This window comes from Arthrobacter sp. NPDC057388, assembly GCF_042668165.1.
Taxonomy (GTDB): Bacteria; Actinomycetota; Actinomycetes; order Actinomycetales; family Micrococcaceae; genus Arthrobacter.
Genome location: NZ_JBHVBL010000005.1, coordinates 71,136 through 97,568 on the forward strand (window position 1 = coordinate 71,136; position 26,433 = coordinate 97,568).

A 26,433-nucleotide genomic window follows, 5' to 3' on the forward strand; every position below is an offset into this window, starting at 1 on the left:
TCCTTGCCCGGACCGCGTGGCCGCCCGATTTCGCCCACAGCAGGGCAGCCACCTGGGACACTGCCGCCGTCCGCGGGTTTGCACCGGCGCCACTGTCCCCGAAGTTTTATGGGGACATTATGGAACCGAAATGCCATCTGCGGATACGGCCTGCGGAAACAGCAAAGGACGACGCCGGCACGGGCGATCGCCGCTGTTGCCGGAACGCACGTTTGGCCGTGCCCTGTCAGGCCCGCGACTCAAGGCCGTGGGCCGTCAGCGGACCCACGGGGCAGAGCTTGTTCACCGTCTCGGTCAGTTGCCGCGGACGGAAGGGCTTGATCAGGTAGGCCGCGGCTCCTGAGGCCATGCCGGCCATCTCGTCGTCGAGCTCCGCCCGGGCGGTGATGAACAGCATCGGCGCATCGGAGCGGGCGCGGATGTGCTGCGCCACCTCCAGGCCGTCCATGTCCGGCAGGTTCAGGTCCACCGTCACCAGGACGGGGTGGTGTTCCCATGCCGCCGCGACGCCGTTGGCACCGTTGCCCACCCCGTGGACGTCGAACCCCATCCTCGTCAGGATGAGTGTGAGCAAATCGCGAATATCGTGGTCATCCTCGATGACCACGCAAAGCCCCCGTGAACCCAACGTGCCCCCCGGCCTGTAGTAGGTCTGCACAGTGTAAGGCGGAAACCTCAAGGCGGGGAGGGACAGGGCGCGAAAAGGCCCCGCACCATTGTGAAGGCGGTGCGGGGCCTCCCGGGGACGACCATCCGCATGGGGGAATAGGATGGGGCCCCGGACAAAGTTACCCGTGCGTAGTTTTGTCCTTCAACTGTATGATTCCCGTCATTCAGGCAGTTCCATCTGGAAACCGCACGCGCATCTGAGGACGCGGGTGGACAGGTAAACGTCCAGCGTGTCCTCGGGCGGGCCTTCGGTGGACAGCGGTGCAGACAGCTTGCGGACTTCTGATCCTGCCTTGGCCATTGGCTGTCCGCAGTGCATGTAGTGGCCCCCGAAGATCAGCACATCCGCTGATTGTTTCCGGCGGCCCAGGACTGCCGACAGGTCAGTGACCCGGGCGGGGTGCTCACTGAAGAGCCGGCACCGGCTGCAGGTATAGGCAACCATGACGACGTCGGGCGGACAGTCCCGGATGTCCGTCACTGATCTGATCGTGAGGTGGTAATCCGTACCGCAGCGGCTGCACATCACGGGCAGGACGCGGGCTTCGTCGGCACCGTCGGAACGGAAGCCTGGGGATCTGAGCGACATGGTCAGCCGGCGTAGGGGTAGCTGGCAAGGATGTAGTCGGCTGCGGCGCGTCCCTTCATCCTCCGCCGTGTTCCGCGGAGGTTGACGCGGCAGCGGCGCATGCCGGCGCGGAAGGACGAATCAGTTCTGGGTGTAAATCCTTGGAGGAGGCACCAGCTTGTGTAGAGCCCGTACAGGCAGTCCGGCCCCAGCGGACTGTCGGTGTCGGGAGCGGGTGAGGTGGCGTCGGAAAGGAATTGCTGGAAATGCGAGGTGGCCATGTCAGGCTCTTTCCTCAGGTGCGGGATGGCCGCCGTGAGGCTACAGCGGCAATACCTCCAAGCGGTGCACAACGCCGGAAGGGGTTCCTGTGAAAGTTCACGCGGTTCCTCTACCAACCTACCCTGCAGTAGGCATGCGTGTACATAGCCTTGGCGCGGGGACGGGAACTGAGACTCATGGGCGTGTTGCGTCGGCCACGTTCACGGGCTGTTCACCCGTTACTGGTTCTATAGATGCATGGACGCGAACGCTGGCAAGAATCACGACGCCGACCTGCCGGCTGCGCGGTGGACGCTGACCCCGGGGCCTGGGCAGGTCCCGGAGGCTGTGCCGCTTGATGGCTCAGTCGTCTTTGCCTGGATTGACGGGCAGTCCTCCCGCAGACTGCATTTTGCCGGGGATCCCCTCGTGGTCCTGCCGGAGCTCGAACACACCGAGGCGTTTTAGCGCCTGCTCAGGGCTTCCACCCCGGGCGGGTTTTCCGGACTTCACGGCCAATTTGTACGGCCACCCTGTTTTTGTCAGCGGGGTCTGGCAGAGTGCTGTAGGGGACGGCTCTGACGGGCCGTCGCAGGTACGATCGGAAAACGGCCCGGAGGGATTCCGGAGACTGGAGCAGCACATGCAACTCGGCGCATTCTCACTCAGCCTGGCCGTCAAGGACATCGCGGCATCGGCCGCCTTTTACGAAAAGCTGGGATTCACGAAGTCCGGCGGCGATGCTGACCAGAACTGGCTGATCCTGCGGAACGGGCAGACGGTGATCGGCCTCTTCCAAGGCATGTTTGACAGGAACTCCCTGACCTTCAACCCGGGCTGGAACCAGGACGCGCAGCAGCTTGATTCGTTCACCGATGTGCGCGATCTCCAGCAGCAGCTCAAGGACCGTGGGGTTCAGTTCATCGCGGAGGCCGGCGGCGGTACCGGGCCGGCCAGCTTCATTGTGGTTGACCCGGACGGCAATCCGGTCATCGTGGACCAGCACGTCTGACCTGCATTCATCAGGAAATGCTGCCAACTCAAGGAGGAGAAGGGAATGTCCAGCAACCCTGAGGACCTGGCCAACGTCAAGGACCTGGTCAGCGTCCGGTACATGGTGGACGACGTCGATGCCGCCGTCGACTTCTACACGAAGCACCTCGGCTTCACGGTAAGAATGAACGCCGCACCGGCGTTTGCCGACGTCGCCCGCGGCCAGCTGCGGCTGCTGCTGAGCGGGCCCGCCAGCTCGGCGGGCAGGCCAATGCCCGACGGCGCGGTCCCGGCACCGGGCGGATGGAACCGCATCCACCTGGTCGTGAGTGACATTGCCGCCGAGGTGGACAGGCTGCGTGCCGCGGGCGTTCCCTTCCGGAACGACATCGTGAAGGGGCCGGGCGGCCAGCAGATCCTGATGGAGGATCCGGCCGGCAACGTCGTCGAACTTTTCCAGCCCGCGGGAACGTAACAGCCTGCAAAAGCGAAAGCCCCGTCCGCCGATTCGGGGTGAATCGGTGGACGGGGCTGGACGGCTTGTGGAGGGCGGCTGCTAGTGCGCTGCGCCCGCCGGGGTCTTGTGCACCAGGTAGATGGCGCCGGTGGTGACGTCCTCCTCGAGTGCTTCGAGGGTGCGGCCGCGGGTCTCCGGGACCTGGGTGTAGATGAAGATGAGGGCCAGGATGCCCACCACGCCGAACATGAAGAACGTTCCGGTGATGCCCATTGAGGCCACCAGGGACGGGAAGAACAGGCCCAGGAAGGCGTTGGCGATCCAAAGGCAGAAGATGGAAACGCCGATCGCGAAGCCGCGGATGTGCAGCGGGAAGATCTCCGAGAGCATCACCCAGACGGCGATGTTCAGGAACGTCTGCATGGAGCCCACGAAGGCAACCACCAGGAACAGGATCACAAAGGGCCGCGCCGGGTTGCCCACAGGCAGCGCGATGGAGGCGATACCGATGAGGAAGTGGCAGACGGTGGTGAGGGTGAAGCCGAGGAGCAGGGTGGTGCGGCGGTTGACGCGCTGCATCATGGAGAGGGCGATCACGCCGCCGACGACGGCAATGACGCCGGGGGCGATGTTGGCGATGAGGGCGGCGCCGGAGTCGAAGCCGGCTTCAACCAGCACGGACTGGCCGTAGTACATGATCGAGTTGATGCCGGTCAGCTGCTGGGCCACGCCCAGGCCGATGCCGACGAGCAGGATGCGCAGGATCCACTTGTTCCGCAGGGCGCCCCAGCCGGACAGGTTCATCGCCTTTTCCTCGTCCGCCAGGTGCTTGACGTCGGCCATCTCCGCTTCGGCGCGGTCGGCTGACCGGATGGTCTTGAGGACGGCCAGAGCGTCCGCGTTGCGGCCCCGGGAGATCAGCCAGCGCGGGGATTCCGGCATTCGGAGCATTCCGAGGAACAGGGCCACGGCCGGTACGGCGGCCACGGCGAGCATGATCCGCCAGACGCCTCCAAATTCGCCCCAGACGTTGCCGATGATGGCGTTGATGATGAAGGCCGCGAGCTGGCCGATGACGATCATGAGTTCGTTGCGGCCGGCGAGGGAGCCGCGGATTTCATAGGGGGCCAGTTCGGCGAGGTAGACGGGGACTACTGAGGAGGCGCCGCCGACGGCGAGGCCGAGGATGACACGGCCCACCACCATCACCTCGAAGTTCGGGGCGAACACGCAGGCCAGGGCCCCGACGAGGAACAGGACGGCCAGCAGGATGATGGTCTTGCGGCGGCCCCAGGTGTCGGAGAGCCGTCCGCCGCCCACCGCGCCGGCCGCGGCGCCGAACAGCAGCGAGCTGGTCACGATGCCTTCGGTAATCGGGGTGAGGCCGAGGTCGGCCGTCATGGGCCGGAGTGCCCCGTTGATGACACCCGTGTCGTAACCGAACAGGAGGCCGCCGAAGGTTGCGACCATGGCGACCATGCCGAGGCGCTTGCGGTGCGGGCCGTTGGTCAGCGGGGGAAGTGCGGGACTTGGCGCGCCGTCGCGCTGGGCTTGGGTTGCAGACATCAGGACTCCCTTGTCTCAGTTTTGCGGGACGTGTGCCCGCCGTCACATCCAAGACTAACGCGCGAAAGGTCTAAATGTAAGGTCAAACTTACAAATGATTTTTAATTTTTTGCCGTTTCCCGCCGTGGGAGGATGGCGCTATGACTCTTCAGCGGCAGCACAGGCCGGCCACACAGGCTGACGTTGCCCGTGAGGTCGGCGTTTCCCGCACGCTCGTGTCCTTCGCCTTCCGGGGTGCCGCCGGTGTAAGCGAGGAGACCAGGCAGGCGATATTCGACGCTGCCAAGCGCCTGGGGTACCGGCACAACGCGGCGGCCGCCGCCCTGGCAAGCAAGTCGCGCACCGCCGTCGGGCTTTACCTCCTGGACCTTCACAACGAGGTGTACTCCGATGTCCTCAACGGCGTGCGGCTGGCGTTGCCGCAGGACGGCAACAGGCTCATCCTCAGTGTCTCCCGGTCGATCGGAGGCGTGGACCCCGGCGCCATGGACTCGCTGGTCGAGGCGCGGGTGGGGATCATCATCGCCGCGGCACTGCTGGACCCCGACGAGCGGGTGCGGGAACTGGCGCGGACCACGCCGGTGGTCAGCGTCACGCGGCGGGTGGAAGGCGTGGACAGCGTGTATCCGGATGACGACGCCGGCGCAAGGGCCGCCGTCGGGCACCTCCTGGAGCTGGGACACAGGCGCATCGCCCACCTTGCCGGTCCGCCCTTTGAAGGCCATACCGTCCGGCAGGAGGTCTACGGGCAGATCATGCGGTCGGCCGGCCTGGCCCCGCAGACGGTGGCCGCCGGCGAGTTTACCCAGGAGGCAGGGGAGCGTGCGGCGGCGGAAATGCTGGCCGGGCCGGACCGCCCGACGGCCGTGTTCGCGCACAACGACCAGTTCGCCCTCGGTGTCCGCGAAGCCGCGTACGCCATGGGCCTGACGATTCCCGGGGACCTGTCGCTGGTGGGCTTCGACGACTCCCGGACCGCCCGGCTCCACGGCATCGACCTGACCTCTGTGGACCTGCACGCGGTGGAGCTCGGAAAGATCGCCGGCGGCGTGGCGCTCGAGCGGCTCAGCAATCCCGGCGCGCCCCTGGCGGACAGGTGCCTCACGCCCCGGCTGGTGGTGCGCAACTCGACGGCTCCCCTGCGGCAGGCCTGATCAGCTGCCGCCGATGACGGTTGACCGCGGCACCTGGCGGCCAGGGTCCAGCAGGGCTGCGATGGCCCGGGCGATTTTGGCCCCGCCCTGAACCGAAGGCTCCAGCGCGTTTGCATAGTCGCCGTCGTGGTTGCAGACGATCCGGAGGTCCAGCAGGCCGAGGCCCCGGGTGAATGCGGCCCTGGTGACGCTGTCGTTGAACACTGTCAGGGCGGTCCGGATCAGCCGGTAGTAGGGTCCGGCGGAGGGCGTGTCGTAAATGGTGCATACGGCTGTCGGCAGGCCGGTCGCTGCCAGCGTGCCCGCCATCTGCTCATAGTCAGCGGCGAACCGGTCCTGGGCATCGGCGAACAAACCCACCGCCTCGGCCACCGAGCGGGCGGGGGCCTCGAGCAGGTGGGCAAAGCCGAGCGCATCGTTGCCGCCGACGCTGACCACCAGGTGCGTGGCGCCGTCGGGAAGCGCAAGCAGCTGGCGGTGGACGCCCGCGATCACGTCACCGTCCAGCGCGAGCAGGGTTGCCTTCCAGCCAGGCGGCAGCTCCCCGCGCAAGTGTCCGACGACGTCCGGGCCGCCGTCGACGTACGCCTTGTTGTCGAAAATTGAGTCCCCGAGCAGGACGACGTGGCCACCAGCGCTGCTGTCCATGCGGCATGGTCCCACGAAACGGCACCCCCTGACGAGAGAGTTTTTGTCCAGATACCGCGGGTTAGAGGCCCCCGAAGTCGTGGCAGCTGTACAAAAACTCCAGACTCCCGGGGCGTCCGGGCCCTTGATTGAACGGCCCGCTCTTGTTGCACTTGAGTACCCGCCATCTTCAGGAGACCGCCATGACCGCCGATCCAGCCAAGAAGCCCTCCGTCCTGTTCGTCTGCGTGCACAACGCCGGCCGGTCCCAGATGGCCGCCGGCTTCCTCACCAGTTTGTCCCGCGGCGCCATTGACGTCCGGTCCGCCGGCTCGGAGCCCGCGTTCGAGGTGAACCCGTCCGCCGTCGACGCCATGGCCGAAGTCGGCATCGACATCTCCGCCGAGGTGCCGAAGGTCCTCACCACCGGCGCGCTGAAGGAGGCCGACGTCGTGATCACCATGGGCTGCGGCGACGAGTGCCCCGTGTTCCCCGGCAAGCGCTACGAGGACTGGGAACTGGCCGACCCGGCGGGCAAAGGGATTGAATCCGTCCGCCCCATCCGCGACGAGATCCGGACGCGCGTCGAGGCGCTGGTCACCGAGCTGCTGCCTGCCCGGCACGCCGACGCTCAGTAACCGTTTGCCTGAATGAGCCCGAGTAGAAGGAGCCAGCAGTGAGCAAAAATGCCAAACCCGGAGACGCCGCCGCAGCGGACACGGGCACCGGGAAAAATACGGGCCAGGGGAAAGACGCCGGCGCGGGGAAGGTCAGCACCGAGCAGCTGATCATCATCGGCTCCGGGCCCTCCGGCTACACCGCCGCGATCTATGCCGCCCGGGCCGGCCTGAAGCCGCTGGTTCTGGCGGGCTCGGTCACGGCCGGCGGTGCGCTGATGAACACCACGGAGGTGGAGAACTTCCCCGGCTTCCCGGAGGGCGTCCAGGGGCCGGAGCTGATGGACGGCCTGCAGCAGCAGGCGGAGAGGTTCGGCGCCCAGGTGGTGTTCGACGACGCCACGTCCGTCCAGCTCAAAGGCCACCTCAAACGTGTGGTCACCGGCGGCGGCGAGACCTACGAGGCCCCGGCCGTCATTCTGGCCACCGGCTCGGCGTACAAGGAACTGGGGCTGGCCGAGGAGAAGAAGTTCAGCGGGCACGGGGTCTCGTGGTGCGCCACCTGCGACGGGTTCTTCTTCCGGGACCAGGACATCATCGTGGTCGGGGGCGGCGACTCCGCGATGGAGGAGGCCACCTTCCTGACCCGATTCGGGAAGTCCGTGACCGTCGTCGTCCGCAAGGGCGAGCTGCGCGCGTCCCGGATCATGGCGCAGCGGGCGAAGGACAACCCGAAGATCACGTTCGCGTGGAACTCGGCCGTCACGGCAATCCACGGCAACGGCAAGGTCACCGGCGTCACCCTCACCGACACCCGGACGGGCGAAACCCGGCAGCAGCCGGCCACGGGGCTGTTCGTGGCCATCGGGCACGTGCCGCGGACCGAGTTGGTGGCCGGGCAGGTGGAGCTCGACGGCGAGGGCTACATCAAGGTGGACGCGCCCACCACCTGCACCAACCTGAGCGGGGTGTTCGCGTGCGGGGACGCCGTGGACCACCGCTACCGCCAGGCCATCACCGCCGCCGGGACCGGGTGCGCCGCGGCCCTCGACGCGGAACGCTACCTCGCTGCACTGGAGGATGCGGACAGCATCGCCACGGCCCTGGTCGAGGAACCCACCCACGCGTGACGTTTCACCGGCTTAGTTGAGGGGAGGGGCGCCGAATTAAAGGGACGGCGGCGGCTGGGGGGGTCGCCCTGGTCTCAGACAGGCGACACCGCCGCCGGCCCAGCTCGGTGCTCGAGTTAATTATCGTCCTGCGGTGACCGAAAGAGTAGTGGGAGCAGGCACTTACTTAGCTAGATGAACTTCCGCACCCGCGCCCATCCGGGATCATAGGTGTGGGCCACCTGGACGTTGCTTCGGGACCCGGCAAAACGGTCAAAACTGTCGCGTCCGTTCTGGTCCTCCGAGTCGCTGTAGTGGTGCAGGACGCGAAGCCCGTTGGACGTTTCCGAGGACACCAGCAATCCGCGGGGCCCGAGCGCAGACTCCAGCTCCTGTTCAAGATGGAGGAGCCCCATCAGCGCCTTCCCGTCCGGCAGCCCGTCACCCATGGTCCGCGGGTAGCTGATCCGGACGGCAGTATGGAGGTCCAGCAGCGGGTGGTCCACCCAGCGCAGCGGCCGCAGGCTGCAGACAATCACGCGGTGCCCGGAAGCGGTTCTGGCTTCCCGCATCGTCCAGCGGGGCTCCGGGTTCCGGGTTGCCGCTTCCCGGATGAACTCGGTGACGGCGGCGGCGGGCTGGCTGTCGCGCGGATCCTTCCGGGACACATTGATGGCGCCCACCCAGCGCTGGACGTCGTCTTCCCCGAGGAGCCAGTCCACCAGCAGGCGGGCTGTGTGCCGGCAGCCGTTGGTGCCCATCCTGGCGAAAGCCGGGTGGAAGACGGTGAGTTCAGCGAGGGCTCGGCGGTCGTCCCAGTCCACGGCAACCCGGGCCAGTCCCAGATCCACCGGCTGTCCCGCGCCCTCAAACTCCACGTCCGGCAGGTCCGCCTGCGGCTGCCTGGCCGCCGCGAATTCCCATATTTCGGTGGGCGGGGGAGCTGCCCTGCGCCAGCGCTCGGCCAGGACCCGAAGCCGGGGATCCCCGCCGCCGGAGACGCACAGCCGGTGCCGCGAACGGACACCCGGGCTGGTCTCCCATCTGAGCTCGGGGTGGATGGCCATCACCATGGCACCGATGATTTCCGGAATGTCGCCGTACACGCCGCCCATGACAGCCGCCGTGATCAGGCCGGCCCCCGCCACGGACCACCACCGCCAGAAGGCACCCACGGCTTCTGTCTCCGCCGGGCCGCCCCATCGCCGCACCAACTCCATCGGACCTCCTCGTGCTTGGTTCGCGCCATCCGATCGTTGAAGGATGGTGCAGCAGACTCAAGACGGGGGCACGGTAGCCGCAGGTTTCACGCAAGAGTTACTGGGTTAAAGCCCGACGGCGGGCCGCCCCCTTAAGGGAACAGCCCGCCGTCGTGCGTTTATCGCCTTAGAACGTGGCGGTGTCGATCACGAAGCGGTAGCGCACGTCCGAGGCGAGGACACGCTCATAGGCTTCGTTGATCTTCTCGGCCGGGATGACCTCGATCTCCGCGCCGATGCCATGCTCCGCGCAGAAGTCGAGCATCTCCTGGGTTTCGCGGATGCCGCCGATCATGGAACCGGCAAAGGCGCGGCGACCGCCGATGAGGGCGAACGCGTTGACCGGGAGCGGCTCGGCCGGGGCACCGACGTTGACCAGGGTGCCGTCGAGGGACAGCAGCTGCAGGTAGGAGCTGATGTCGATCGATGCGCTGACCGTGTTGATGATCAGGTCGAAGCTGCCGGCGAGGGCCTCGAATGTGCCGGCGTCGCTGGTGGCGTAGTAGTGGTCGGCGCCCAGGCGGAGGCCGTCTTCCTGCTTCTTGAGGGACTGGGACAGGACGGTGACCTCGGCGCCCATGGCGTGGGCGAGCTTGACGGCCATGTGGCCGAGTCCGCCGAGACCGACGATGGCGACCTTCTTCCCGGGGCCGGCGCCCCAGCGGCGCAGCGGTGAGAAGGTGGTGATGCCGGCGCACAGCAGGGGAGCGGCGACGTCGAGCTCGATGCCCTCGGGAATGGTGACGACGAAGTCCTCGACCACCACCACGTGCGTGGAGTAGCCGCCCTGGGTGATGGTGCCGTCGCGGTCGACGGCGCCGTACGTGCCGACCATTCCCTTCAGGCAGTACTGCTCCTCGCCGGCCAGGCAGTTGGCGCACTCCTTGCAGGAGTTGACCATGCAGCCGACGCCCACCCGGTCGCCCACCTTGTGGCGGGTCACCTCGGAGCCCACCTCGGTGACGATGCCGGCGATCTCGTGGCCGGGTGCGAGCGGATACTGCTGCGGGCCCCAGTCGCCCCGGACGGTGTGGATGTCGGAGTGGCAGATGCCGGCGTACTTGATTTCGATGAGGACGTCGCGCGGACCGACGTCGCGGCGTTCGATGGTGGTGGGGATGAGGTCCTCGGTAGCGGACGGCGCGGCGTAAGCGTTGACGGTAGGCATGGTTCTCCTGTGTATCGGTGTCGGTGGAACGGGCCGCGGATGAAAATCATCTGCGTAACCTCATCGCGGTGGCGTGAGGCAGGCCCTGCCGTAAGGGGTAACGGCAGGACTCCCGAGTCTGTTCCCTGCCGCCGCGGCAAGTTCCGGGCGGCGCACGGCAGGTAGCCCGTTCACATATCCACCGTACGGGGTAGCACCGACAGCGCGGGAGTTCCTGCCAGTACCTCCCAGGCGACGGATGCCGGCTTTAGTGTTGAGGAGGCAGTCTGATAGCCGGAAACACGCGGAACTACCCGGAATTGCGCGGAACGGAGCACAGGAGTTGGCCAGAATCTTCATCACCGGTTCTGCCGGCGGGCTCGGGCTGAACGCCGCAAGGGCGCTGATGCAGCAGGGCCACGAAGTGGTGCTGCACGCCAGGAATGAGTTCCGGCTGGCCGACGCCGGTGAGGTGCGGGACCAAGCCGTGGGGACGGTCGCCGGAAATCTGGCCGACCTCGATGAAACAGTGCGCGTGGCGGAGCAGGCTGGCAAGTACGGCCCGTTCGATGCCGTCATCCACAACGCCGGGGTGTACAGCGGCAGCGGGGTCCTTGCGGTGAACACCGTTGCGCCTTACGTCCTGACCGCGCTGATGGCCCCGCCGCGCCGCATCGTGTACATCAGCAGTGGCATGCACCGCTCCGGCACGCCAGACCTGCAGGGCATGAATTGGAGGGACGCGGCCAGGCGCCCGGGAGCCTACTCGGACAGCAAGCTTTATGTCACGGCGCTCGCGGCCGCTATGGCCAACCGCTGGCCGGACGTCGAAAGCAATGCCGTGGATCCGGGCTGGGTACCCACGCGCATGGGCGGACGTGGCGCGCCGGATGACCTGGAGTTGGGGCACGTCACGCAGGTGTGGCTCGCCACGCGTTCCGGCGGGAGTCGCGAGTCCGGTGGTTACTGGTTCCATGAGAAGCGCAGGGAGCCGCATCCGGCCGTCAATGACGCGGCGTTCCAGGCTGAACTGCTCGGGGCGCTGGAGCGGCACACAGGCATCGGGCTGCCGTAGCGCCGCGGTTGAGCCTGTCAGCTGGTTGAGCCTGTCGAAACGAAGGCCGGTCACCGCCGGGCGAGGAGGCCCCGCACCAGGGTCAGGCCCTGGCCCAAATTGATCGAGGGCAGGTATGCGCGGGTGATCGCGTTGGCGATCGCGGGCAGGGCGGCGGCGTCCGGATAGAGCAGGTACATGGGCGCGTAATCGGGCTTGAACTTGGCCTTGAACGCCAGGAGCGAGCGGAACCCGTACACCGGTTCCAATGCTGCCCCGAGCCAGTCGAGCATCCGGTCCAGGGTGCCGTTGGCGTCGGCACCGGCGGCAACGGTGCCCTCGGTGCCAGCTGGACCGGCGACTCCCCGCGCCAGCGGTGCCCCGGACAGGCTCATGAACTCGCACCCTTCGTCCTGCAGGCTCAGCGCCGCCGAGGCGATCAGGAAGTCGATGCTCGCCCGGAAGCCGTCGCCGCGCCGCCGCATGAAGTCCAGCGTCCAGCCCGCCACGTAGCCGTTCCGGTACACCGGCAGCCATGAAGCAAGCGCATGCACGGTGTGGTCGGCGTCGATCGCCAGCAGGCAGCGCACCTCGGGGTCGTCCAGCTCATCCAGGCTGCCCAGCGTGAAGCCCATCTCCGGGACCTTCTTGTCCGCCACCCATTCCTCGGAAATCGCCTCGATTTGGGCCTGCACGGCGATCGGCGCCTGGGCGAACGTGGTCCATTCGGCGCGGATTCCTGCCTTGGCCGCCCGGTTCAGCGCGGTGCGGATGTCTTGGAATTTCTTGCCGCGGAAGGACACCTCGTCCAGCCGCAGTACGGTCTCCTGCGCTACCTGCACCGAGCCCCAACCCAGCGATGCGCCGAGCGTGCGCAGCGATTCGGGCACGAAGTAGAAGCACGGCGTCCACCCGCTGAACCTGCAGTACCGGGCGAACTCGGTGAACGCGGCCTCCCGTTCGGCAGCCGGACCCACCGGCGGCCCGAGGGCAATGGCTACCCCGTTGAGTACGCGGTACGCGATGAAGCTTGAACTGGTGAACCAGTAGCTGTTCCCGCTCCACGTGGTCATCCAGGAGAGGGAGCCGCCGCCGTGCGACTTGAGGATGTGCCGTGCCTGCTCCTCGTCCGCGCTGTGCCGGCCATGGGCCGGACGCAGGAAGGTGCGGAGCAGCAGGGCTCCGGTCCAGGCCCAGAACACGACGCCGATACTTTCGTAAAGCACGACGGCGGCGGTGCTTTCGGGGAAGAAGGCCGGGGAGCGGTCCACCAGGAAACCCAGGGGGAGGAACCGGTCCGGGACGTCGGCCAGAAGCTGCGGCATGCCTGGCGCCGGAGTAAAGCCGGGGGCCAGAGCCAGCCCGAGACCCACGTACACGAGGCTCAGCAGCACCAGGGCAACCAGGACCCGGCGCGCCAGCCGCAGGTACGTTCCGCGCGGGGCCCGCACCGGGAACAGGTTCCGGCCTGCCAGCAGGAGCACCGTCAGAAAGACGGGCAGGAGCATCGGCAGGACCAGGCTGAGCGGGTGCGAATAGCCCGACAGCTCGATCCCGCCCACTCCTTCGCGGGCGGGTGAACCCGGACCGGGCGGCGGCAGCAGGACGCCGGCGATCGTGACGGCGGCCAGCAGGGAAAGCGACGCCTGGATCAGCAGCGCACCGGCCCACGCGAACCGCCGCCCCCGCCGCAGTCCGTCCGCCAACAGGAGCAGCAGGAATGACGGCAGGATGGCCATGAAGATTCCGCCCGCCCCGGCGCGCAGCTGCAGCTGGGCCGCGGCGCAGTCCCTGAGGTCGGCCGGGCGGGAACAGGACGCCTGCAGCGCCGCGGGGTCCACCGGCTGGATGTTGGTGAACAGATACTTGAGGACAGAGAGAGGTCCGACGGCGTGCGGCGCCAGTCCAGCGACCACCGGGCCCACCGCAGCGACCGTCAAAAGCAGCGCCACCAGGATCCGGGCCTCATGCCGGGAGACCGCAGGCCTGCCGAAGCGCGGCCGGCGGCCAACCAGCACCGGACCCAGCAGCCCTCCGGCCGCGGCGGCCCCGAGCCGGACGAGGTCCTCGAAGCCGCCGGCGTACATCGCAAACAGCAGCAGCACGGCGAGGAGAACCACGCGGAGACGTCGCCGCCACAGGGTGGAGAGGGACGCCGTCGCAGCCATGGCGGCCGCGCAGGCCAGGGCGCTTGGCCCCAGGAAGAAGTGCCCGCTCAGGTCCCGGATCCAGCTCCCCATCAGGCCGCGTGCGGCGGCGAGGAACCCGAGTGTTGCCAGCATCCCCAGCACGTGCCCGCCGAGAGCGGCCGCGGTGAACTTCAGGGATCCCAGGCGGCGCTCCAGCGGCAGCCCGGCAAGAAGCACTACGAGAGTGCCCACGATGAACCCGGCAAGGTCCCGTTCCCAGAAGCCGGAGAGCAGCAGGGCCCACCAGTGCTCCGGGACCGAGTGCGAAGTAGCCGCCACGTGGGGCAGGAGGAACGGCGGCGGCCCGGACCGGAAGCTGGCGGACAGAGCACCAGCGGCCCAGAAGAGGCCAACGAAAGTGAGGGTGGCGGGGGAGCCGCGCAGTACCCGGGCCCATCCCGCTGGCGACCGGTGGCCGGCGGGTACCCGTCGTCCCTGGTCCGGCTGCCGCATGGGTGAAGGGCTCCTTTCAAAGGGCTCTTCGATTGTTCCACACGCCGCAGCCCAACTGACCAGCAGTTGCTGTCGTTACGAGCGTTCAAAACGACAACAACTGCCAGTCAGTTGGGCCAAGAGGGAGTGGAGGCTAGTGGGTCGCGGCGTGGTCAGGAGCCGCCTGGGTCACTCCGCCCTCGGTCCCGTCGGCGTTGAGGACCCGGTATCTGGTGATCATGCCGGCGCTGATGTGGTCGTTGACGTGGCAGTGGAAGAGCCAGGTTCCCACGTCGTCCGGGACCATGTCGGCCACCACCATGCTGGCCGGCAGGAGATTGACCACGTCGGTGCGCATACCGAGCGCCGTCACCGTGTTGCCGTGCCAGTGCGGCGTATGCAGGTCCACCTCGGTGCCCATGCCCATCAGGTACCAGCGCACCCGTTCGCCCTTCTTCATGGTCAGGGCCTCCACGGGTTCGTTGCCGTAGACGTAGCCGTTGATGGAGTGCATCAGGTTGCTCTCGCCGAAGTCCTCATCACTGGTGTTCACCTTCGCGGGCTTGCCGGCAAACTTGGCAATGTTGCGCTCCAGGTAGGGGCTGGCGTTTTCGTCGCTGACCTTGAACTGCAGGAAGAACTCCCGGTCGACGTCGTTCGGGGTGCCGTCCGCGCGGGCCGCGCTGGCCTTGGTGATCACCATGGGCCCCACCAGACCGGAGTAGTCGTCGGCCACCTCGTCGGTGTGCGAGTGGTACATCCACATCACAGAGCTGCCGTCCATGGGTCCGGGACCGGCGCGCTCGGGCACCTCGTAGCTGTAGGTGTAGGTGGCGCCGGCGGCTACGGCGTCGTCTCCTTTGTCAGCGGCGCCGGTGCCGTCGTTGTACGGCGCCCCTTCACTGCTCTTGTCGTAGAACACGCCGTGGACGTGCACCGCCGCAGGCCGGTCCAGGTTGTTCTTGAAAACCACCTTGATGGTGTCACCAACGACGCCGCGGATTACCGGTCCTTGAAAACCCAGGTGCTCTTCGGCGGGCGTCCGCTTCTTGAGGGTCTTGAAGGTGGCGTCGGTGTAGGCCTGGTAGAGGGACTTGATATACGTGCTGCCGATCCGCTGCGGTCCCTGCTTCGTGAAGACCTGGGCGTCCTCGTCGAAGGGTTCGCCGGTGATTTGGTTCTTGCCGGTGGGGGCGTAGTTCCACTCAACCTCGTTCGCTGCGATGTAGTACGTGCGTGTCTGGGGCACGTATGTGACGGCGGCGTTCGCCTTCGCGGTGGCCGGACCCGATGAAAACAGCAGCGGTGTCAGCGCGGCCAGGATGCCCAGCAGAATGGTGCCGATGACCCATGCCGGCGGCACCGCTTGAGACCGCCGCTCCGCGAATAGCCCATGATTGTCCATGGCGTTCCTCCCCTGAATTGGTTGCCCACCACAACGGCCGGCTTTAATGGCAGAAACCTAGGGCCGCACGGTTGGGAATTTCTTGGGGGGCCTCAAGCCGGTGGGTGGACCACCACCCAGCCGGGGGAACGGCCCAGCAGCGGCGCAGGGTTTTTCCAAGCGTCCAGGAAGATGGTTGGCCTCGGCAACCACATGTTGCCTTTGCTGCCCCGGCAAAAACAACGTCCGACGTCGGCCCTGCGCGGGCCACGCACCCGAGTGTCACCATTGCACGCAACGCACCCTCATGAGCGCAGAAATCATGTTCCTGCACGTCCCGTACAGGAACACTTCCGTACAGGAACAAAGGCACCTCCGAAAGGACCAGCCATGAGGACCAACAACGTTCGGCCAAATACGATCCGAAAGCTCACCATTATCTGCGCCGCCGCCGGGCTGATCGCCACCGGCGGCGTGGGAACCGCCCTGGCCAAGGGCGGTGGCGGCGGAACGGCCAAGCCGCCCAAGGGGATCGTCTCCCCGTGGGTGGTGCCCACGCTGGCCACCCCCGCCTTCTCGGTACCGGCTGCCCAGCTGCACGGCTTCGACGACACGGGGCTGGCCCGCAACGCCACCGTCGACGGCGCGGCCTGCCCGAAGGCGGACCCGGCCGACTTCGGCGGGACCGTCACCATCAACGGCGTCGTCATCACCATCCCCTGCAACCTCATCGTGCAGATGCCGGCCAACACACTGAGCTGGGCTGACTTCGTCCATGGCACCGGCGGCAGCGCACCGCTGGGGACAGACGGCCTGGAGCTGCGGGCGGTGGGTAACACCGTCGGCACGAAGCACGTCGCTGGCCTGGCCTTCGTCTCCCAGCAGTCGGCGAACATTGGCCGCGGTGAAATCACGGGCATTGACTACGTCAACGGTGCCCTGAAAATCGCCAACGCAGCCGGCGGCACCGTGACCGTGCAGCTGAACGACCCCAAGATCTCCGGACTGCACGACAGCACGGGCGCGGACACAGGCCGGTTCAGCAGTGGCCAGTCGCCCGACAACCGCTTCAGCGTTGATCAGGACAACCCCACCGTCCACGCCGCCACCGGCTACCCCATGTGCATCCCGCGCACGGACCCGAGCGTGAAGGACGATCCGCTCTGCCCGCAGAAGAACCGGCCGCTCGTCCCGGGCTGCCGCAACTTCAGCACCGCCGGCGTAGCACTGCCGGCCAGCGGAGAACTCAGCGCCCCGGCGCCCGGGCAGAAGTACTGCTCGCAGTACGTGATGCCGGCCTTCACCGGCCTTCCCACGACAGGCCCGGACCCGTCGCAGCAGGCACCGTTCGAGGTGGGTGACACCGTGGATTACTCAGGCACGCTCATCCACGGCACCGAGGACTACATCTCCGCCCACACCATCGAGGCCAACCTGGGCATCTACACCCAGCCCGGCACCCAGCCCAGCTACCTGGCGATCGGCGAGTTCGGCGTCGGCACCGCGGATCCGCTGGCAACGGCAGCCAACGGCGCAGCCCAGGAAACCCAGGACCGCATCTTCCTCGAGGCCGAAACCACGGACGTCAAGACCCCCGTCGACATCTACTACGAGGACCGCAACACCGACGGGTCGGTGCGCAACCGCTGGATCACGCCCTTTGAAATGACCGGCGAGAACGGCGTTCCGATCAGCGGCCCCACCGGCGGCATCACCACGCAGAACACCGGGCCCCAGCCGCAGCGGGCACGGCTGCGGGCCACCAAGGCGCCCAACGGGCTGCTGAGCCAGCCGGACCGGACCGTGCGGGTGGGTGTCCGCAGCCTCTGCCTGCCGACGCCGGTGAACGTCAGCACCACCACCATCAACCAGGCCGCCCTGGACGCCTGCTTCAAGAACGCGCCCACCCGCGCCAACGGGCTCCAGCCGGGGCAGTACATCGCGCCGGTGTTCGAGTACATCTTCCCGGAGAACGTGAAGCCCGGCGATCCGATCGTGCCGAACGACCTCTGGCACCTGCCGTTCCTGGTGAACGGGGAGGGCACCGGCAACGCGGCGGCCCTGATGCCGTCGCCGTGGTGACCAGTCCCCAATGAATCCCGCTTCGGCCCTGTGGCGGGGACTCGCTCCCGCGGTCCTCGTCACGGCCGTGCTCTCCGGCTGCAGCCCGGGACAGTCGGCCCCCGTCCCGCCGCCTTCCGCGGTCACAGCGAGTACGACGGCGGGCGCGCCGTCGACTCAAACCGGTGGCCGCCGTCGGGGTTCAGATGGTGACGGAGAGGGCCCTCCCACCCTGCCCGCTCCGCCCGCGGACTGGCCGGCGGACGTTCCGGTTCCACCCGGCAAGCTGCAGGGGTCCCGCGGCGTCACCGGCGCGAGGACCGTGCTGCTGAAGGTTCCGGGCAAGGCGGACGACGTGCTCACGGCAGCTGAGACGTTCTATGAATCGCACGGCTTCACCCGGACCGGCAGCGGGCAACTGCGGAAGGTGCCGTACAGCATAGCCATGGTGGCCAGAAACCGGGACCACTCTGCGACGCAGACTGACCTGACCATCTCTTTGGAGTTTTTGTCCAGATAATCGGACTTCCGAAGCCCTTAGCGACGAATATCTGTACAAAAACTCCTGGTCAGCGTGGACGGCGGTGATACCCCGGCGCCGCTGAAGCGGAGCCGGGGTAAGGAAGCGGCCGCCGACCCGGGTGTCGTGGCTGGTTGTAGCCCTGGCTGGCGCTTCAACTGACAGACTCTAGCGTGCATGCCTTTGTGCCCGGTGTTGGGCGGCGGAGGCGAATGAGCCGACGCCGCTGACGGGGACGGTTCCGATGACCAGAGTGCCGTGCTGGGCCGCCGCGTGGATATCGAGGCCGGTTTCGGTGATGTTGAGATTGTCGCCGCTGATCACCAGGATGTGCCCGGCGCGGGCTACGGCCTGGAGCCATTCGGCGTCGTCGGCGCTGCCTGGGTGCAGCTGTTCCCGGTAGAGGATTTCACCGTCGAGCCTGAGCCGGAGGAGACCCTCGGGCGCCACGGTGATCCTGCAGTTGGCATCTGCTTCTGCTGCCTGCTCCAGGATGGCGGCGTAATCGTGGCTCACGGCCAGCTGGAAACCTCGGGCGAGCGGCAGCGCCACCAGAGCTGAGGTCAGCTCGCCGCCGTCTTCGCGGAAGCTCAGGACCGGGACGAAGGTGAAGGCCAGCACCGGCACCACCCGCGTCCGGCCGCTCTTGGACTTTTGAGTCAGGAGCACCCGGGCGGCAACGGGGGACAGCGTGTCCGGTTCCCACGGTGTTTGTCGGACGGTCAGAACAGGACCGCTGCACCGTCGGTGGCACACAGCGTCGGTGAAGGTGAGGTACTCGGTGCCGTCCGGTGCCCAGCTTTGCGTTATTTCCACGAGAAGGGACACCGGCTCATCGGTCTCGAGCGGCGCCCGACAGCTGGCACAGGTTTTCGCGAGATCTGCAGCGGTGGTGACGTAGTGGGTGATGTCCCTGCCTTTGAAAGCCTGGAGGCGCCCGTCCCAGGCAACGTTGCGTGTGGTGGGCATGCACCAACGTTAGGCGGCCCTTATCTAGGAGACGTGCAGGGAATATCCAAGATTTATCCAAGATCCGTGCCGGGCGCCATCTTTTCACGGGCGCCCTGCGAAAACCTTGGACGCGCTTGCGGCGGTCCTAATCCCGGGCCTCCTTCACGGAGTTTTTGGACAGATATCGCGGCTTCCGAGGCCTCGAAGTCGCGATAGGTGTACAAAAACTCCTAGCCGTGGGGTGATCCTCGGATGCCGTCCCGGCGGTACCTAGGAAAACCCGTCGGGGGCTCCCTCGAATGAGGGGGCCGGCGGCGGATTGAGGGCCGTTCCGTCGTCTTTTTTCCATGGTGGAACCGCGAGGCTAGGGGCAGGTGCGAGTGGAAGGGGTGCGTGGTGAGGAAATGGCTTCTGTTGCTGCTTATTCCGGTACTCGCCGTGGCTGGCGGCTATGTTTGCCGTGAAGCCTTCGCCAAACCTCCCGCCACGGTCTTGCCTGGCGTTGTGGTCAGCGGGGAACCAAGCCCCAGTCCGACGGCGGTCGTGACGCCGCCGCTTCCACCGGTCCCGCCGCCGGGGTACACCGCCGTCGATCCGTAGGACTTTTCTTTCTTTTTCATACGGTAGCCTTGCTGTCCGAGCGGCGGTCCGGCACGCCATTACTTAGAGAAACTACTGGAGAAATTAGCGAGCATTTTGTTTGCCTGCTGGGCAGGCGCCTAACGCCCGACGTCAGCAACGGGGCGCCGGCTGCCGCCATATGGGCAACCGGTCTAACGGCTGTAGAGGCACCGGGTCCGGGGAGGGACCGCCGTTCCCGGTGCCAGCCGGTTTTCGCGCGGCAGACGAGTTGTCCGGCAAGAAAAATTCTTGCCGGACAACCTTGGAAAAACCTTTGGGCGCACCGCATCCCGGGGTGGGTCTGGCGCACCTTTCGTGAAGCCTTTCCGCCGGGCCCGAAAAATGCATGGGGGACATTGCGGGCCCGGCGATCGGCCCGGCCATCTTGCCCTGACGGCTGACCTGCTGCGAGTAAGACCACTCTGTCTTGCATGCCTTGGGAAAAGGTGGGGCCACCTTGGGGCCCACCCACCGGCCGCCTGCCGGAGGGCGGCGGCCCGGAGGGCGGCGGCCGCGTCGGGGGCTTGCTCAGGGGCTGGTGGCCTCGGGCGCGAATTCGTGACGGAGTCGCGTCTTCGCCCCCTTTTCGACCAGGGTGGGGATGAACGCCCTGATCCGGCCGGAATCGAGCGCGTCGTACTCCTCGGACACTATCCCCGCGATGCGCCCCCGGTCGGCATCAGGGAAGCGCCCGGCAAGCCGTTCAACGACCTGCCTGACGGTCGATTCCTTCTCTTCATCACTGCCGTTCATCGCACTAGTCTCGGCCACAGGCCCCGAACCGTCAACGGAAACATCGCGGCGGCGGCATGCCCAAGCGGGCCTAGGCTGAAATTAGCCCGGCGGCGGACTCCGCGGTGCTCGCGCTCCGGCGTTGAAGCGATCGAAAACCTGCCCTACCCGCCCCAAACCGAGAACGAGCCGGAGTGCCCGGTGATCACGCTCTGGTAGATGACGAAGAGGCCCGCGAGCACGCCCAGCACCACGGCTGCGAGGCCGGCAGGACGGGAACGCTGCAGCGCGGCCAGTGCCGGGATCCGGGTGGCCAGCGGTGTAAAGGTGGCGGCAAGCATCAGCACGACGATGAAGAAGAAGACGACGGCGGCGACCTTCAGGATGTCGCCCTGCCGGGCATGGGCCGCGATGGCGTCGGTGGCGCCCCTGGTGGACTGCAACTGCTCGCCGGCTGCGGCCGTGAGCAACGCCATCGGGGCGAGGATCAGTGCCAGCGCGCCGAGTGGCCAGGCGAGGTACCGGCGGGTCGGCCGGGCGAGGCCATAAACCACGGCGCCAAGACCGGCGAGCGGCCCGAAGACGACGACACCGTGGACCAGGAGAATGTGGGCCGGAAGGCCGCCGATCAGGATCACAGGAAGCTCCTTGCAGGTCAGAAGGGCGAAGGCACCTTGAATCTAACACCGGGGGAGCCGGTCACCTATGGGGTGCCGCCACCGGATTTGAAGGGCCGACGGCGGGCGGCAGCACGAGCGGCAACAGTCCGGATGCCGAGCCCCGCCAGCGCGATGACCAGCGCCAGCAGGACCGCGGGACCCGCGACGCCGGCAGGCCCGAGGGTTGCCGCCAGGATCTGCCGGCTCATCAGCAGCATCTCGGGCAGGTCGCCGGCCGGCGCGCGTGTCCCGAGGACGTAGCTGACCGACGTGAGCAGCGCCGGGACCACCCACAGCAGGGCCAGGTTCGCCAGCCACACAACTGCCCGCCGGGCAGGACGCAGGCCGCACCAGGCCAGTGCACAGCCGATGATGACCGCAGGAGTCCGCTCCGTCATCTGATCCGGCAGGCTCACGTCGGCTCCTTAGAGGGAAAGGGCCGCGAAGAGGAGCGGCCACGAAGAATAATACACCGAATGGATTAACCATCTCAGCGCGAACGTACAGTTGCGGCCCCAAAACGACCGCCAAACAGGGCCACATGTGTACGTTCGCGCTCAGAGAGCTGCCGGGAAAATATTCACAAGTCCGGGCACATTTCAGGAATTTCCCGAAGGTTTCGAACGTTTCTTGGATAACGCCGCAGGCGTACCGCGCCGGGGCGCAAGGGAGAGGACGAGGCGATGAAACACATCGGCCACTTTGGACCCCGGAACTCCGCTGCGGACGCAACGGCCCCACACCCCTGGAGCCGGTATGTGGCAATGGGAGATTCGTTCACCGAGGGCGTCGGTGACCCCGAGGAACGCTGCGCCGGAGGGCTCCGGGGCTGGGCGGACCGGGTGGCAGAGGAGCTCAGCGCGGAGCGGAAAGACTTTGCCTACGCCAACCTGGCCATCCGTGGCCTGCTTTTGGACCAGATTCTCGATCAGCAGACGGAGCCGGCACTGGAGCTGAAGCCGGACCTGATCACGCTCTCGGCCGGCGGCAATGACATGGTGTTCCACCGGACCGACCCGGACAAGCTGGCGGCCAACCTCGAGGCCGGCGTGGAGCGGCTGAGTCAAACCGACGCCACGATCATGCTGTTCGCCGGGCCGGACTGGCGGCACACGCCGTTCCTGGGACGGAGCCGTTCCAGGGTTGCCATCTTCAACGAGAACATCCGGGTGGTGGCCGCCGCGCATGACTGTCTGCTGGTGGACCTCTGGACCATGCGGGAACTCAGGGAGCCGCGGATGTGGGACCCGGACCGGCTGCACTTCTCGCCGCTGGGCCATCACACCATCGCCATGCAGGTGCTGGACACCCTTCAGGTGGAGCACTCGCTGCAGGCGCTGGAACCGAAGGCATTGCCGCGCAGCAACTGGCGCGACGCGCGGGCCGGGGACCTCGCCTGGGCCCGGAACTACTTCCTGCCGTGGGCGTGGCAGCGGATCGCCATGCAGCGCCTTGCCCTGCCCGGTATGGAGCACCCGGCGCCGGCGCCCCTGCTGCCGAAGCGGCCCGCCTTCGCCCCGGTTTACGCGGTGCGGACGGCGGCGGCCAAGGTGGCCGCGGAGTTCCTGGCATAGGTTCGCCTGGCGTGGCGTGGTGTACGACGGCGGGTGGCCACCCGCCGTCGTACGCTTGGTTTTGCCCGGGGCAGGATTGCTCCGGAAAGGTCAGCCGGCGGCCGGCGCGAAGGCGATGTTGTGGAACTCCGGCCCGGTGGTGGCCTCGATCCAGTTGATCACGTCCTGCCGGTCGGTGCGGTAGGAGAAGTTCGTCCCCTTGCAGTAGCGGTTGTGGTTGAACGACGTGATGCCGGTGATGACGTTGGACTCCGCCGTGCCGTAGAACAGCGGGCCGCCGGAGTCGGCGGTGCAGGTGCCGCCGAAGCCTTTGCCGTTGCCGTTGGTCTGGACGTTGTAGCCGTCGGTGCTGGCGCTGGTTAAGTTGGTCAGCTTGGACTGCGCCATGAGGCGTTCCCGGAATGAGGTTTCGCCTCCCGGGCCGGCCGCGGAAATTCCGTAGCCGCTGGAGGTGAAGGTGGTTTCCTGCTGCCCGCGCCTGGTGGCCAGCGCGTCGAGGGTCCCGGGCGCGGCGAGCTGGGCGTACTCGTCCAGCGCGATGGGCTGGTCCAGGATCACCAGGCCGGCGTCCTTGGTCTCGGGCACCGCCGCCATGCTGGTGTAGCCGTAGTTGTACATCTCGTGGGAGGTGGCACAGAGGGTTCCCTGCGTTCCCTCCGCGCAGGCGCCCGGGTAGCCTGTGTCCGGATCCGTCCCGGTCTGCGGGCTCCAGTCCACGCCGGCGTCCTGCTGGAAGTAGACCCGTGCCGAGGAGACGCCGGCGGTGCAGTGCCCGGCGGTCAGGAAAACGGTCGGCGTCAGCAGGGCGCCCGAGCACCTGTGGTGGAACCCGCCGTCGGGTCCGTAGAAAACGACCAGCCCGACGAACGGATGCTCATTGTCCTTGGCATAATCGCCGGTGATCGCGCTGGCGGGAACCGCCGTCGTCACAGCCAGCGTTGCGGCAACCGCCAGCGCGCCGCTTCCGGCGCGCAGTTTCTTTCCAAACCGCAGTTTCTTCAAAAAGCGCATGCAAGCCCCAGCTTCCTGTTGCACGGGCGCCGGCAGCGCACGTTGGGGTGTGCGGCAGCGCCAAGAGTTGAACCGGCCCGCGGAGTGGGACGGTGACTTAAGGTACCACCCGTGGGCGACCCCGTTTTCCGGAGAATTTGCGGCGGCCCCCGGGAATCAGCCGTTCGAGCTTTTTTCTTTCGTGATTCTTGATCGATTGCTGCTGAAGTCCTGAGCTAACCTCCGGCATGCCGCGGCCCCACCAGGCCGGAGTTTTTGTACAGATAATGGGGGTTGGAGGCCACCGAAGCCGTGACAAATGGACAAAAACTCCGCCCGGCGAGGGGAGCGGCGCCGGTGAGGTGACGTGAAGGTGCCGCCGGTCTTCAGTCGCTCGCCTTCGGGTCCCGTGGTGCCGCGCGGAGGTGGGCCTTTTCGCCCTGCCGGCCGAAGAGGCTGAGGAACTCCACGGGACCGGCGCTGGTGGCGCCAAACCAGTGCGGGGTCCGGGTGTCGAACTCCGCCGCCTCGCCGGGCTTGAGCAGCAGGTCGTGCTCGGCGAGGACCAGGCGGAGTGTCCCGTTGAGAACGTAGACCCAGTCGTACCCTTCGTGCGTGCGGAGTTCGGGCTCGGCGTTGTCGTCGCCGGCCGGCTTGACGATTTTGTACGCCTGGATGCCGCCGGCCCGGCGCGTCAGGGGGAGGATGACCGAGCCGTCGCCGGAGGGGATGGGGCGCAGATTGATGCGCGGGTTGCCGGTGGCGGGGGCATCGACCAGCTCGTCGATGGTCACGCCGTGCGCCCGCGCCAGAGGGAGCAGCTGTTCAAGCGTGGGGCGGCGGAGCCCGGCCTCGAGTCGTGACAGGGTGCTGACCGAAATGCCCGTTTCCGCCGCGAGGTCAGTGAGCGACAGATCGCGCCGCTGCCGCAGGCGCTTCAGGCGCGGCCCCAGGGCGTCGAGCGTCCGGCTGATGGAGTCCATCGGACCTCCTTTTCCATTTGGCAAATTTCTTTGCTGATTCTGGCGGTAAACGGGAATTATTGTCAATAAGCGCAGGAACGGAGCACCTGGAGGAATACATGGACAACGGGTTAAAAGGGACGCGGGACGTCGTTATTGTCGGCGGGGGAGCGGCGGGGCTGAGCGCGGCGATGATGCTCGCGCGGTCGCGCCGGAGCGTGGCGGTGGTCGACGCCGGAACCCCGCGCAACGCGCCGGCCGACGGCGTCCACGGACTGCTGGGCCGCGACGGAATGAGCCCGCTGGAGCTGCTGTCGCGCGGCCGCGATGAGGCACGCGGCTACGGCGCCGACGTCATCCAGGGGGAGGCCGTCGAGGTGTCGCGCACGCCGGACGGGTTCGCCGTCGGCCTCCGCGGCGGAGAGGTGCTGCACGGGCGCCGGCTGCTGATCGCCACCGGACTGGTCGATGAGTTGCCGGACATCCCCGGCGTCCGCGAGCGCTGGGGCCGGGACGTCCTGCACTGCCCGTACTGCCACGGCTGGGAGGTCCGGGGCCGCCGGATCGGGGTGGTCGCGTCCGGACCCATGTCGGTCCACCAGGCACTCCTGTTCCGGCAGCTCAGTGAGCACGTCACCTTCTTCGCCCAGGACCACGGGCTCGACGACGGCGAGCGGGCCAGGTTGGACGCGCTGGGCATCGCTGTCATCACCGGCGGCGTTGCCGCCGTCGAGGTCCGAAACGACAGGATCGAGGGAGTTCTCCTGGCTGACGGGACGCTGGTGGACGTCGAAGCCGTCGTGGTGGCGCCGCGCATGGTGGCCCGCTCCGGGCTGTTTGCCGGCATCGGCATCCAGGACACCGAGCACCCGGCCGGTGCGTTCATCGAGACTGACGAGTTCGGTTCCACTTCGGTGCCCGGGGTGTGGGCAGCCGGGAACTCATCGGACCTGAGCGCCCAGGTCGGCGCCGCCGCAGCGGCCGGAGCCCGGGCAGCCCAGCACATCAACGCTGCCATGGTGATGGACGACGCCGACCGGGCCGTTGCCGGACACGTCACCGGGTCAGCCGGTTCACCGGCGGGCCACGGTGACGGCCGGCCGCCGGCGCACGCCTTCGACAGGGAGTTCTGGGAGCAGCACTGGCAGGGCGGGGCCGGCCAGGACCAGAACCCGGTGAACCCCCATCTGGTCCGCGAAGCCGGTGACCTGAGCCCCGGTTCGGCGCTGGACGCGGGCTGCGGCGCGGGCAACGAGCCGGTCTGGCTGGCGTCCCGGGGCTGGCAGGTGACGGCCGCCGACATCTCGGCGGCCGCCCTGGACCGTGCCCGCACCAGTGTCTCTGGCGCAGCAGCCGCGGGGGTGGCCGAGCGCGTGCGGTGGGTCGAAGCCGACCTGGAAACCTGGGATCCGGGCCGTGCATTCGACCTCGTGACCACGCACTACGCCCATCCGGCGATGCCCCAGCTCGACTTCTATGAACGGATCGCCTCCTGGGTGGCACCGGGCGGAACCCTGCTCGTCGTCGGCCACGGCCACGGACACCGGGACGGCCACGGCGGCGGCGGCGGCGACGGCGACGGCCACGGGCACGGCCAAGGCCACGGCGGGGCGCGCGAGGACCATCCGCCAGCGAAGGCGACCATTACCGCCGCGGAAATCGTGGCCCGGCTCGACCCTGCCATTTGGGACGTGCTCACGGCCGACGAGGCCAGCAGGACCACGGGCAGCCACCGCGGACGAGAGGTGACCTTGCACGACGTCGTTGTCCGTGCCCGCCGGCGCCCGTAACCCCACCCCCACATTGGGTGGCCGGACGCGACCGGTGTCCGTCCGGCCACCAACTTTTCCCAACCCGGGACGGGCAATCTGGAACAG

At 67.4% G+C, this 26,433-nt stretch carries 27 protein-coding genes; 11 read left to right on the plus strand and 16 right to left on the minus strand.

The annotated features are described in order from the left end of the window. Nucleotides 1-226 precede the first annotated feature (226 nt). From ACFUTU_RS04035 to ACFUTU_RS04045, 3 genes are all read right to left on the minus strand, one after another. Nucleotides 227-607, minus strand: coding sequence for a response regulator transcription factor (locus ACFUTU_RS04035; RefSeq protein WP_377960920.1), 381 nt, complete (start codon nt 605-607; stop codon nt 227-229). A 222-nt stretch (nt 608-829) separates the two neighbouring features. After that, nucleotides 830-1,258 carry a hypothetical protein gene (locus tag ACFUTU_RS04040; protein WP_377960923.1) on the minus strand — a complete coding sequence of 143 codons (429 nt, stop codon included), beginning with the start codon at nt 1,256-1,258 and terminating at the stop codon, nt 830-832. Nucleotides 1,259-1,260: 2 nt separating this feature from the next. Then, the gene (locus tag ACFUTU_RS04045) at nt 1,261-1,518 is read right to left on the minus strand and encodes a hypothetical protein (RefSeq protein WP_377960925.1); all 258 of its coding nucleotides are present in this window, start codon (nt 1,516-1,518) and stop codon (nt 1,261-1,263) included. Between the two features lie 238 nt (nt 1,519-1,756). Here ACFUTU_RS04045 and ACFUTU_RS04050 point away from each other — a divergent pair, with 238 nt between their 5' ends. The 3 genes from ACFUTU_RS04050 to ACFUTU_RS04060 all read left to right on the plus strand — a co-directional run bounded on the left by ACFUTU_RS04050 (nt 1,757) and on the right by ACFUTU_RS04060 (nt 2,966). Then, nucleotides 1,757-1,966, plus strand: coding sequence for a hypothetical protein (locus ACFUTU_RS04050; protein WP_377960928.1), 210 nt, complete (start codon nt 1,757-1,759; stop codon nt 1,964-1,966). A gap of 175 nt (nt 1,967-2,141) precedes the next feature. Continuing rightward, nucleotides 2,142-2,510, plus strand: coding sequence for a VOC family protein (locus tag ACFUTU_RS04055; protein ID WP_377960930.1), 369 nt, complete (start codon nt 2,142-2,144; stop codon nt 2,508-2,510). Between the two features lie 45 nt (nt 2,511-2,555). Next, nucleotides 2,556-2,966, plus strand: coding sequence for a VOC family protein (locus tag ACFUTU_RS04060; protein ID WP_377960933.1), 411 nt, complete (start codon nt 2,556-2,558; stop codon nt 2,964-2,966). A gap of 81 nt (nt 2,967-3,047) precedes the next feature. Here ACFUTU_RS04060 and ACFUTU_RS04065 read toward each other — a convergent pair whose 3' ends face one another. Continuing rightward, a complete protein-coding gene (locus tag ACFUTU_RS04065) occupies nt 3,048-4,514 on the minus strand; it encodes a sugar porter family MFS transporter (protein WP_377960935.1) in 1,467 nt (488 codons plus the stop codon). Nucleotides 4,515-4,654: 140 nt separating this feature from the next. On the opposite strand from ACFUTU_RS04065, the gene ACFUTU_RS04070 reads away from it, so the two are divergent. Beyond that, a complete protein-coding gene (locus tag ACFUTU_RS04070; RefSeq protein WP_377960938.1) occupies nt 4,655-5,668 on the plus strand; it encodes a LacI family DNA-binding transcriptional regulator in 1,014 nt (337 codons plus the stop codon). Here ACFUTU_RS04070 and ACFUTU_RS04075 read toward each other — a convergent pair whose 3' ends face one another. Then, entirely contained in the window at nt 5,669-6,316 is a 648-nt protein-coding gene (locus ACFUTU_RS04075) for an SGNH/GDSL hydrolase family protein (RefSeq protein ID WP_377960941.1), read from the minus strand. It abuts the gene before it with no gap. Between the two features lie 182 nt (nt 6,317-6,498). Here ACFUTU_RS04075 and ACFUTU_RS04080 point away from each other — a divergent pair, with 182 nt between their 5' ends. Together ACFUTU_RS04080 and trxB are read left to right on the plus strand one after the other, a co-directional pair. Continuing rightward, entirely contained in the window at nt 6,499-6,933 is a 435-nt protein-coding gene (locus tag ACFUTU_RS04080) for an arsenate reductase ArsC (RefSeq protein ID WP_377960943.1), read from the plus strand. A gap of 146 nt (nt 6,934-7,079) precedes the next feature. Continuing rightward, entirely contained in the window at nt 7,080-8,042 is a 963-nt protein-coding gene (trxB, locus tag ACFUTU_RS04085) for a thioredoxin-disulfide reductase (RefSeq protein WP_377961123.1), read from the plus strand. Between the two features lie 170 nt (nt 8,043-8,212). On the opposite strand, the gene ACFUTU_RS04090 is transcribed toward trxB, so the two are convergent. After that, nucleotides 8,213-9,241: a DUF695 domain-containing protein gene (locus ACFUTU_RS04090; RefSeq protein ID WP_377960946.1), complete on the minus strand. Its 1,029-nt coding sequence runs from the start codon at nt 9,239-9,241 to the stop codon at nt 8,213-8,215. A gap of 166 nt (nt 9,242-9,407) precedes the next feature. Next, complete coding sequence (locus ACFUTU_RS04095; protein WP_377960948.1) at nt 9,408-10,448, minus strand: NAD(P)-dependent alcohol dehydrogenase; 1,041 nt, start codon at nt 10,446-10,448, stop codon at nt 9,408-9,410. 322 nt (nt 10,449-10,770) lie between these two features. Between ACFUTU_RS04095 and ACFUTU_RS04100 the strand changes: the two genes are divergently transcribed. Continuing rightward, the gene (locus ACFUTU_RS04100; RefSeq protein ID WP_377960951.1) at nt 10,771-11,502 is read left to right on the plus strand and encodes an SDR family NAD(P)-dependent oxidoreductase; all 732 of its coding nucleotides are present in this window, start codon (nt 10,771-10,773) and stop codon (nt 11,500-11,502) included. A 50-nt stretch (nt 11,503-11,552) separates the two neighbouring features. Here the strand turns inward: ACFUTU_RS04100 and ACFUTU_RS04105 are convergent, their stop codons facing one another. Continuing rightward, nucleotides 11,553-14,123, minus strand: a complete 2,571-nt coding sequence (locus tag ACFUTU_RS04105; RefSeq protein ID WP_377960953.1) for a bifunctional lysylphosphatidylglycerol flippase/synthetase MprF — start codon at nt 14,121-14,123, stop codon at nt 11,553-11,555. A 133-nt stretch (nt 14,124-14,256) separates the two neighbouring features. Beyond that, nucleotides 14,257-15,507 carry a multicopper oxidase domain-containing protein gene (locus tag ACFUTU_RS04110; RefSeq protein ID WP_377960956.1) on the minus strand — a complete coding sequence of 417 codons (1,251 nt, stop codon included), beginning with the start codon at nt 15,505-15,507 and terminating at the stop codon, nt 14,257-14,259. Nucleotides 15,508-15,876: 369 nt separating this feature from the next. On the opposite strand from ACFUTU_RS04110, the gene ACFUTU_RS04115 reads away from it, so the two are divergent. Together ACFUTU_RS04115 and ACFUTU_RS04120 are read left to right on the plus strand one after the other, a co-directional pair. Next, nucleotides 15,877-17,568, plus strand: coding sequence for a hypothetical protein (locus ACFUTU_RS04115; protein ID WP_377960958.1), 1,692 nt, complete (start codon nt 15,877-15,879; stop codon nt 17,566-17,568). A gap of 10 nt (nt 17,569-17,578) precedes the next feature. Then, nucleotides 17,579-18,067 (plus strand): hypothetical protein, encoded by a 489-nt coding sequence (locus ACFUTU_RS04120; protein ID WP_377960960.1) that lies wholly within the window; start codon nt 17,579-17,581, stop codon nt 18,065-18,067. Between the two features lie 168 nt (nt 18,068-18,235). On the opposite strand, the gene ACFUTU_RS04125 is transcribed toward ACFUTU_RS04120, so the two are convergent. From ACFUTU_RS04125 to ACFUTU_RS04145, 5 genes are all read right to left on the minus strand, one after another. After that, complete coding sequence (locus ACFUTU_RS04125) at nt 18,236-19,036, minus strand: hypothetical protein (protein WP_377960963.1); 801 nt, start codon at nt 19,034-19,036, stop codon at nt 18,236-18,238. 431 nt (nt 19,037-19,467) lie between these two features. Then, nucleotides 19,468-19,638, minus strand: coding sequence for a hypothetical protein (locus ACFUTU_RS04130; RefSeq protein WP_377960965.1), 171 nt, complete (start codon nt 19,636-19,638; stop codon nt 19,468-19,470). A gap of 529 nt (nt 19,639-20,167) precedes the next feature. Then, entirely contained in the window at nt 20,168-20,392 is a 225-nt protein-coding gene (locus ACFUTU_RS04135; RefSeq protein ID WP_377960967.1) for a three-helix bundle dimerization domain-containing protein, read from the minus strand. A gap of 143 nt (nt 20,393-20,535) precedes the next feature. After that, nucleotides 20,536-21,009 (minus strand): hypothetical protein, encoded by a 474-nt coding sequence (locus ACFUTU_RS04140; RefSeq protein ID WP_377960969.1) that lies wholly within the window; start codon nt 21,007-21,009, stop codon nt 20,536-20,538. A 65-nt stretch (nt 21,010-21,074) separates the two neighbouring features. Further along, nucleotides 21,075-21,446 carry a hypothetical protein gene (locus ACFUTU_RS04145; protein ID WP_377960972.1) on the minus strand — a complete coding sequence of 124 codons (372 nt, stop codon included), beginning with the start codon at nt 21,444-21,446 and terminating at the stop codon, nt 21,075-21,077. 348 nt (nt 21,447-21,794) lie between these two features. On the opposite strand from ACFUTU_RS04145, the gene ACFUTU_RS04150 reads away from it, so the two are divergent. Then, nucleotides 21,795-22,604: an SGNH/GDSL hydrolase family protein gene (locus ACFUTU_RS04150; protein WP_377961125.1), complete on the plus strand. Its 810-nt coding sequence runs from the start codon at nt 21,795-21,797 to the stop codon at nt 22,602-22,604. Between the two features lie 90 nt (nt 22,605-22,694). Here ACFUTU_RS04150 and ACFUTU_RS04155 read toward each other — a convergent pair whose 3' ends face one another. Continuing rightward, entirely contained in the window at nt 22,695-23,615 is a 921-nt protein-coding gene (locus ACFUTU_RS04155) for a trypsin-like serine protease (RefSeq protein WP_377960974.1), read from the minus strand. A 365-nt stretch (nt 23,616-23,980) separates the two neighbouring features. Then, a complete protein-coding gene (locus tag ACFUTU_RS04160) occupies nt 23,981-24,577 on the minus strand; it encodes a helix-turn-helix domain-containing protein (protein ID WP_377960977.1) in 597 nt (198 codons plus the stop codon). 98 nt (nt 24,578-24,675) lie between these two features. Between ACFUTU_RS04160 and ACFUTU_RS04165 the strand changes: the two genes are divergently transcribed. After that, nucleotides 24,676-26,346: an FAD-dependent oxidoreductase gene (locus tag ACFUTU_RS04165; RefSeq protein WP_377960980.1), complete on the plus strand. Its 1,671-nt coding sequence runs from the start codon at nt 24,676-24,678 to the stop codon at nt 26,344-26,346. Nucleotides 26,347-26,433 lie beyond the last annotated feature (87 nt).

What these genes read in the sequence shown, in the direction of transcription:
- ACFUTU_RS04120 (WP_377960960.1), top strand. Translation starts at nt 17,579, where the DNA reads ATGAATCCCGCTTCGGCCCTGTGGCGGGGACTCGCTCCCGCGGTCCTC.
- ACFUTU_RS04125 (WP_377960963.1), bottom strand. Translation starts at nt 19,036, where the DNA reads ATGCCCACCACACGCAACGTTGCCTGGGACGGGCGCCTCCAGGCTTTC.
- ACFUTU_RS04045 (WP_377960925.1), bottom strand. Translation starts at nt 1,518, where the DNA reads ATGGCCACCTCGCATTTCCAGCAATTCCTTTCCGACGCCACCTCACCC.
- ACFUTU_RS04160 (WP_377960977.1), bottom strand. Translation starts at nt 24,577, where the DNA reads ATGGACTCCATCAGCCGGACGCTCGACGCCCTGGGGCCGCGCCTGAAG.
- ACFUTU_RS04150 (WP_377961125.1), top strand. Translation starts at nt 21,795, where the DNA reads ATGGGAGATTCGTTCACCGAGGGCGTCGGTGACCCCGAGGAACGCTGC.
- ACFUTU_RS04165 (WP_377960980.1), top strand. Translation starts at nt 24,676, where the DNA reads ATGGACAACGGGTTAAAAGGGACGCGGGACGTCGTTATTGTCGGCGGG.
- ACFUTU_RS04040 (WP_377960923.1), bottom strand. Translation starts at nt 1,258, where the DNA reads ATGTCGCTCAGATCCCCAGGCTTCCGTTCCGACGGTGCCGACGAAGCC.
- ACFUTU_RS04075 (WP_377960941.1), bottom strand. Translation starts at nt 6,316, where the DNA reads ATGGACAGCAGCGCTGGTGGCCACGTCGTCCTGCTCGGGGACTCAATT.
- ACFUTU_RS04110 (WP_377960956.1), bottom strand. Translation starts at nt 15,507, where the DNA reads ATGGACAATCATGGGCTATTCGCGGAGCGGCGGTCTCAAGCGGTGCCG.
- ACFUTU_RS04095 (WP_377960948.1), bottom strand. Translation starts at nt 10,448, where the DNA reads ATGCCTACCGTCAACGCTTACGCCGCGCCGTCCGCTACCGAGGACCTC.
- ACFUTU_RS04080 (WP_377960943.1), top strand. Translation starts at nt 6,499, where the DNA reads ATGACCGCCGATCCAGCCAAGAAGCCCTCCGTCCTGTTCGTCTGCGTG.
- ACFUTU_RS04065 (WP_377960935.1), bottom strand. Translation starts at nt 4,514, where the DNA reads ATGTCTGCAACCCAAGCCCAGCGCGACGGCGCGCCAAGTCCCGCACTT.
- ACFUTU_RS04115 (WP_377960958.1), top strand. Translation starts at nt 15,877, where the DNA reads ATGAGGACCAACAACGTTCGGCCAAATACGATCCGAAAGCTCACCATT.
- ACFUTU_RS04090 (WP_377960946.1), bottom strand. Translation starts at nt 9,241, where the DNA reads ATGGAGTTGGTGCGGCGATGGGGCGGCCCGGCGGAGACAGAAGCCGTG.
- ACFUTU_RS04050 (WP_377960928.1), top strand. Translation starts at nt 1,757, where the DNA reads ATGGACGCGAACGCTGGCAAGAATCACGACGCCGACCTGCCGGCTGCG.
- ACFUTU_RS04155 (WP_377960974.1), bottom strand. Translation starts at nt 23,615, where the DNA reads ATGCGCTTTTTGAAGAAACTGCGGTTTGGAAAGAAACTGCGCGCCGGA.
- ACFUTU_RS04070 (WP_377960938.1), top strand. Translation starts at nt 4,655, where the DNA reads ATGACTCTTCAGCGGCAGCACAGGCCGGCCACACAGGCTGACGTTGCC.
- ACFUTU_RS04135 (WP_377960967.1), bottom strand. Translation starts at nt 20,392, where the DNA reads ATGAACGGCAGTGATGAAGAGAAGGAATCGACCGTCAGGCAGGTCGTT.
- ACFUTU_RS04105 (WP_377960953.1), bottom strand. Translation starts at nt 14,123, where the DNA reads ATGCGGCAGCCGGACCAGGGACGACGGGTACCCGCCGGCCACCGGTCG.
- ACFUTU_RS04055 (WP_377960930.1), top strand. Translation starts at nt 2,142, where the DNA reads ATGCAACTCGGCGCATTCTCACTCAGCCTGGCCGTCAAGGACATCGCG.
- ACFUTU_RS04130 (WP_377960965.1), bottom strand. Translation starts at nt 19,638, where the DNA reads ATGAAAAAGAAAGAAAAGTCCTACGGATCGACGGCGGTGTACCCCGGC.
- ACFUTU_RS04060 (WP_377960933.1), top strand. Translation starts at nt 2,556, where the DNA reads ATGTCCAGCAACCCTGAGGACCTGGCCAACGTCAAGGACCTGGTCAGC.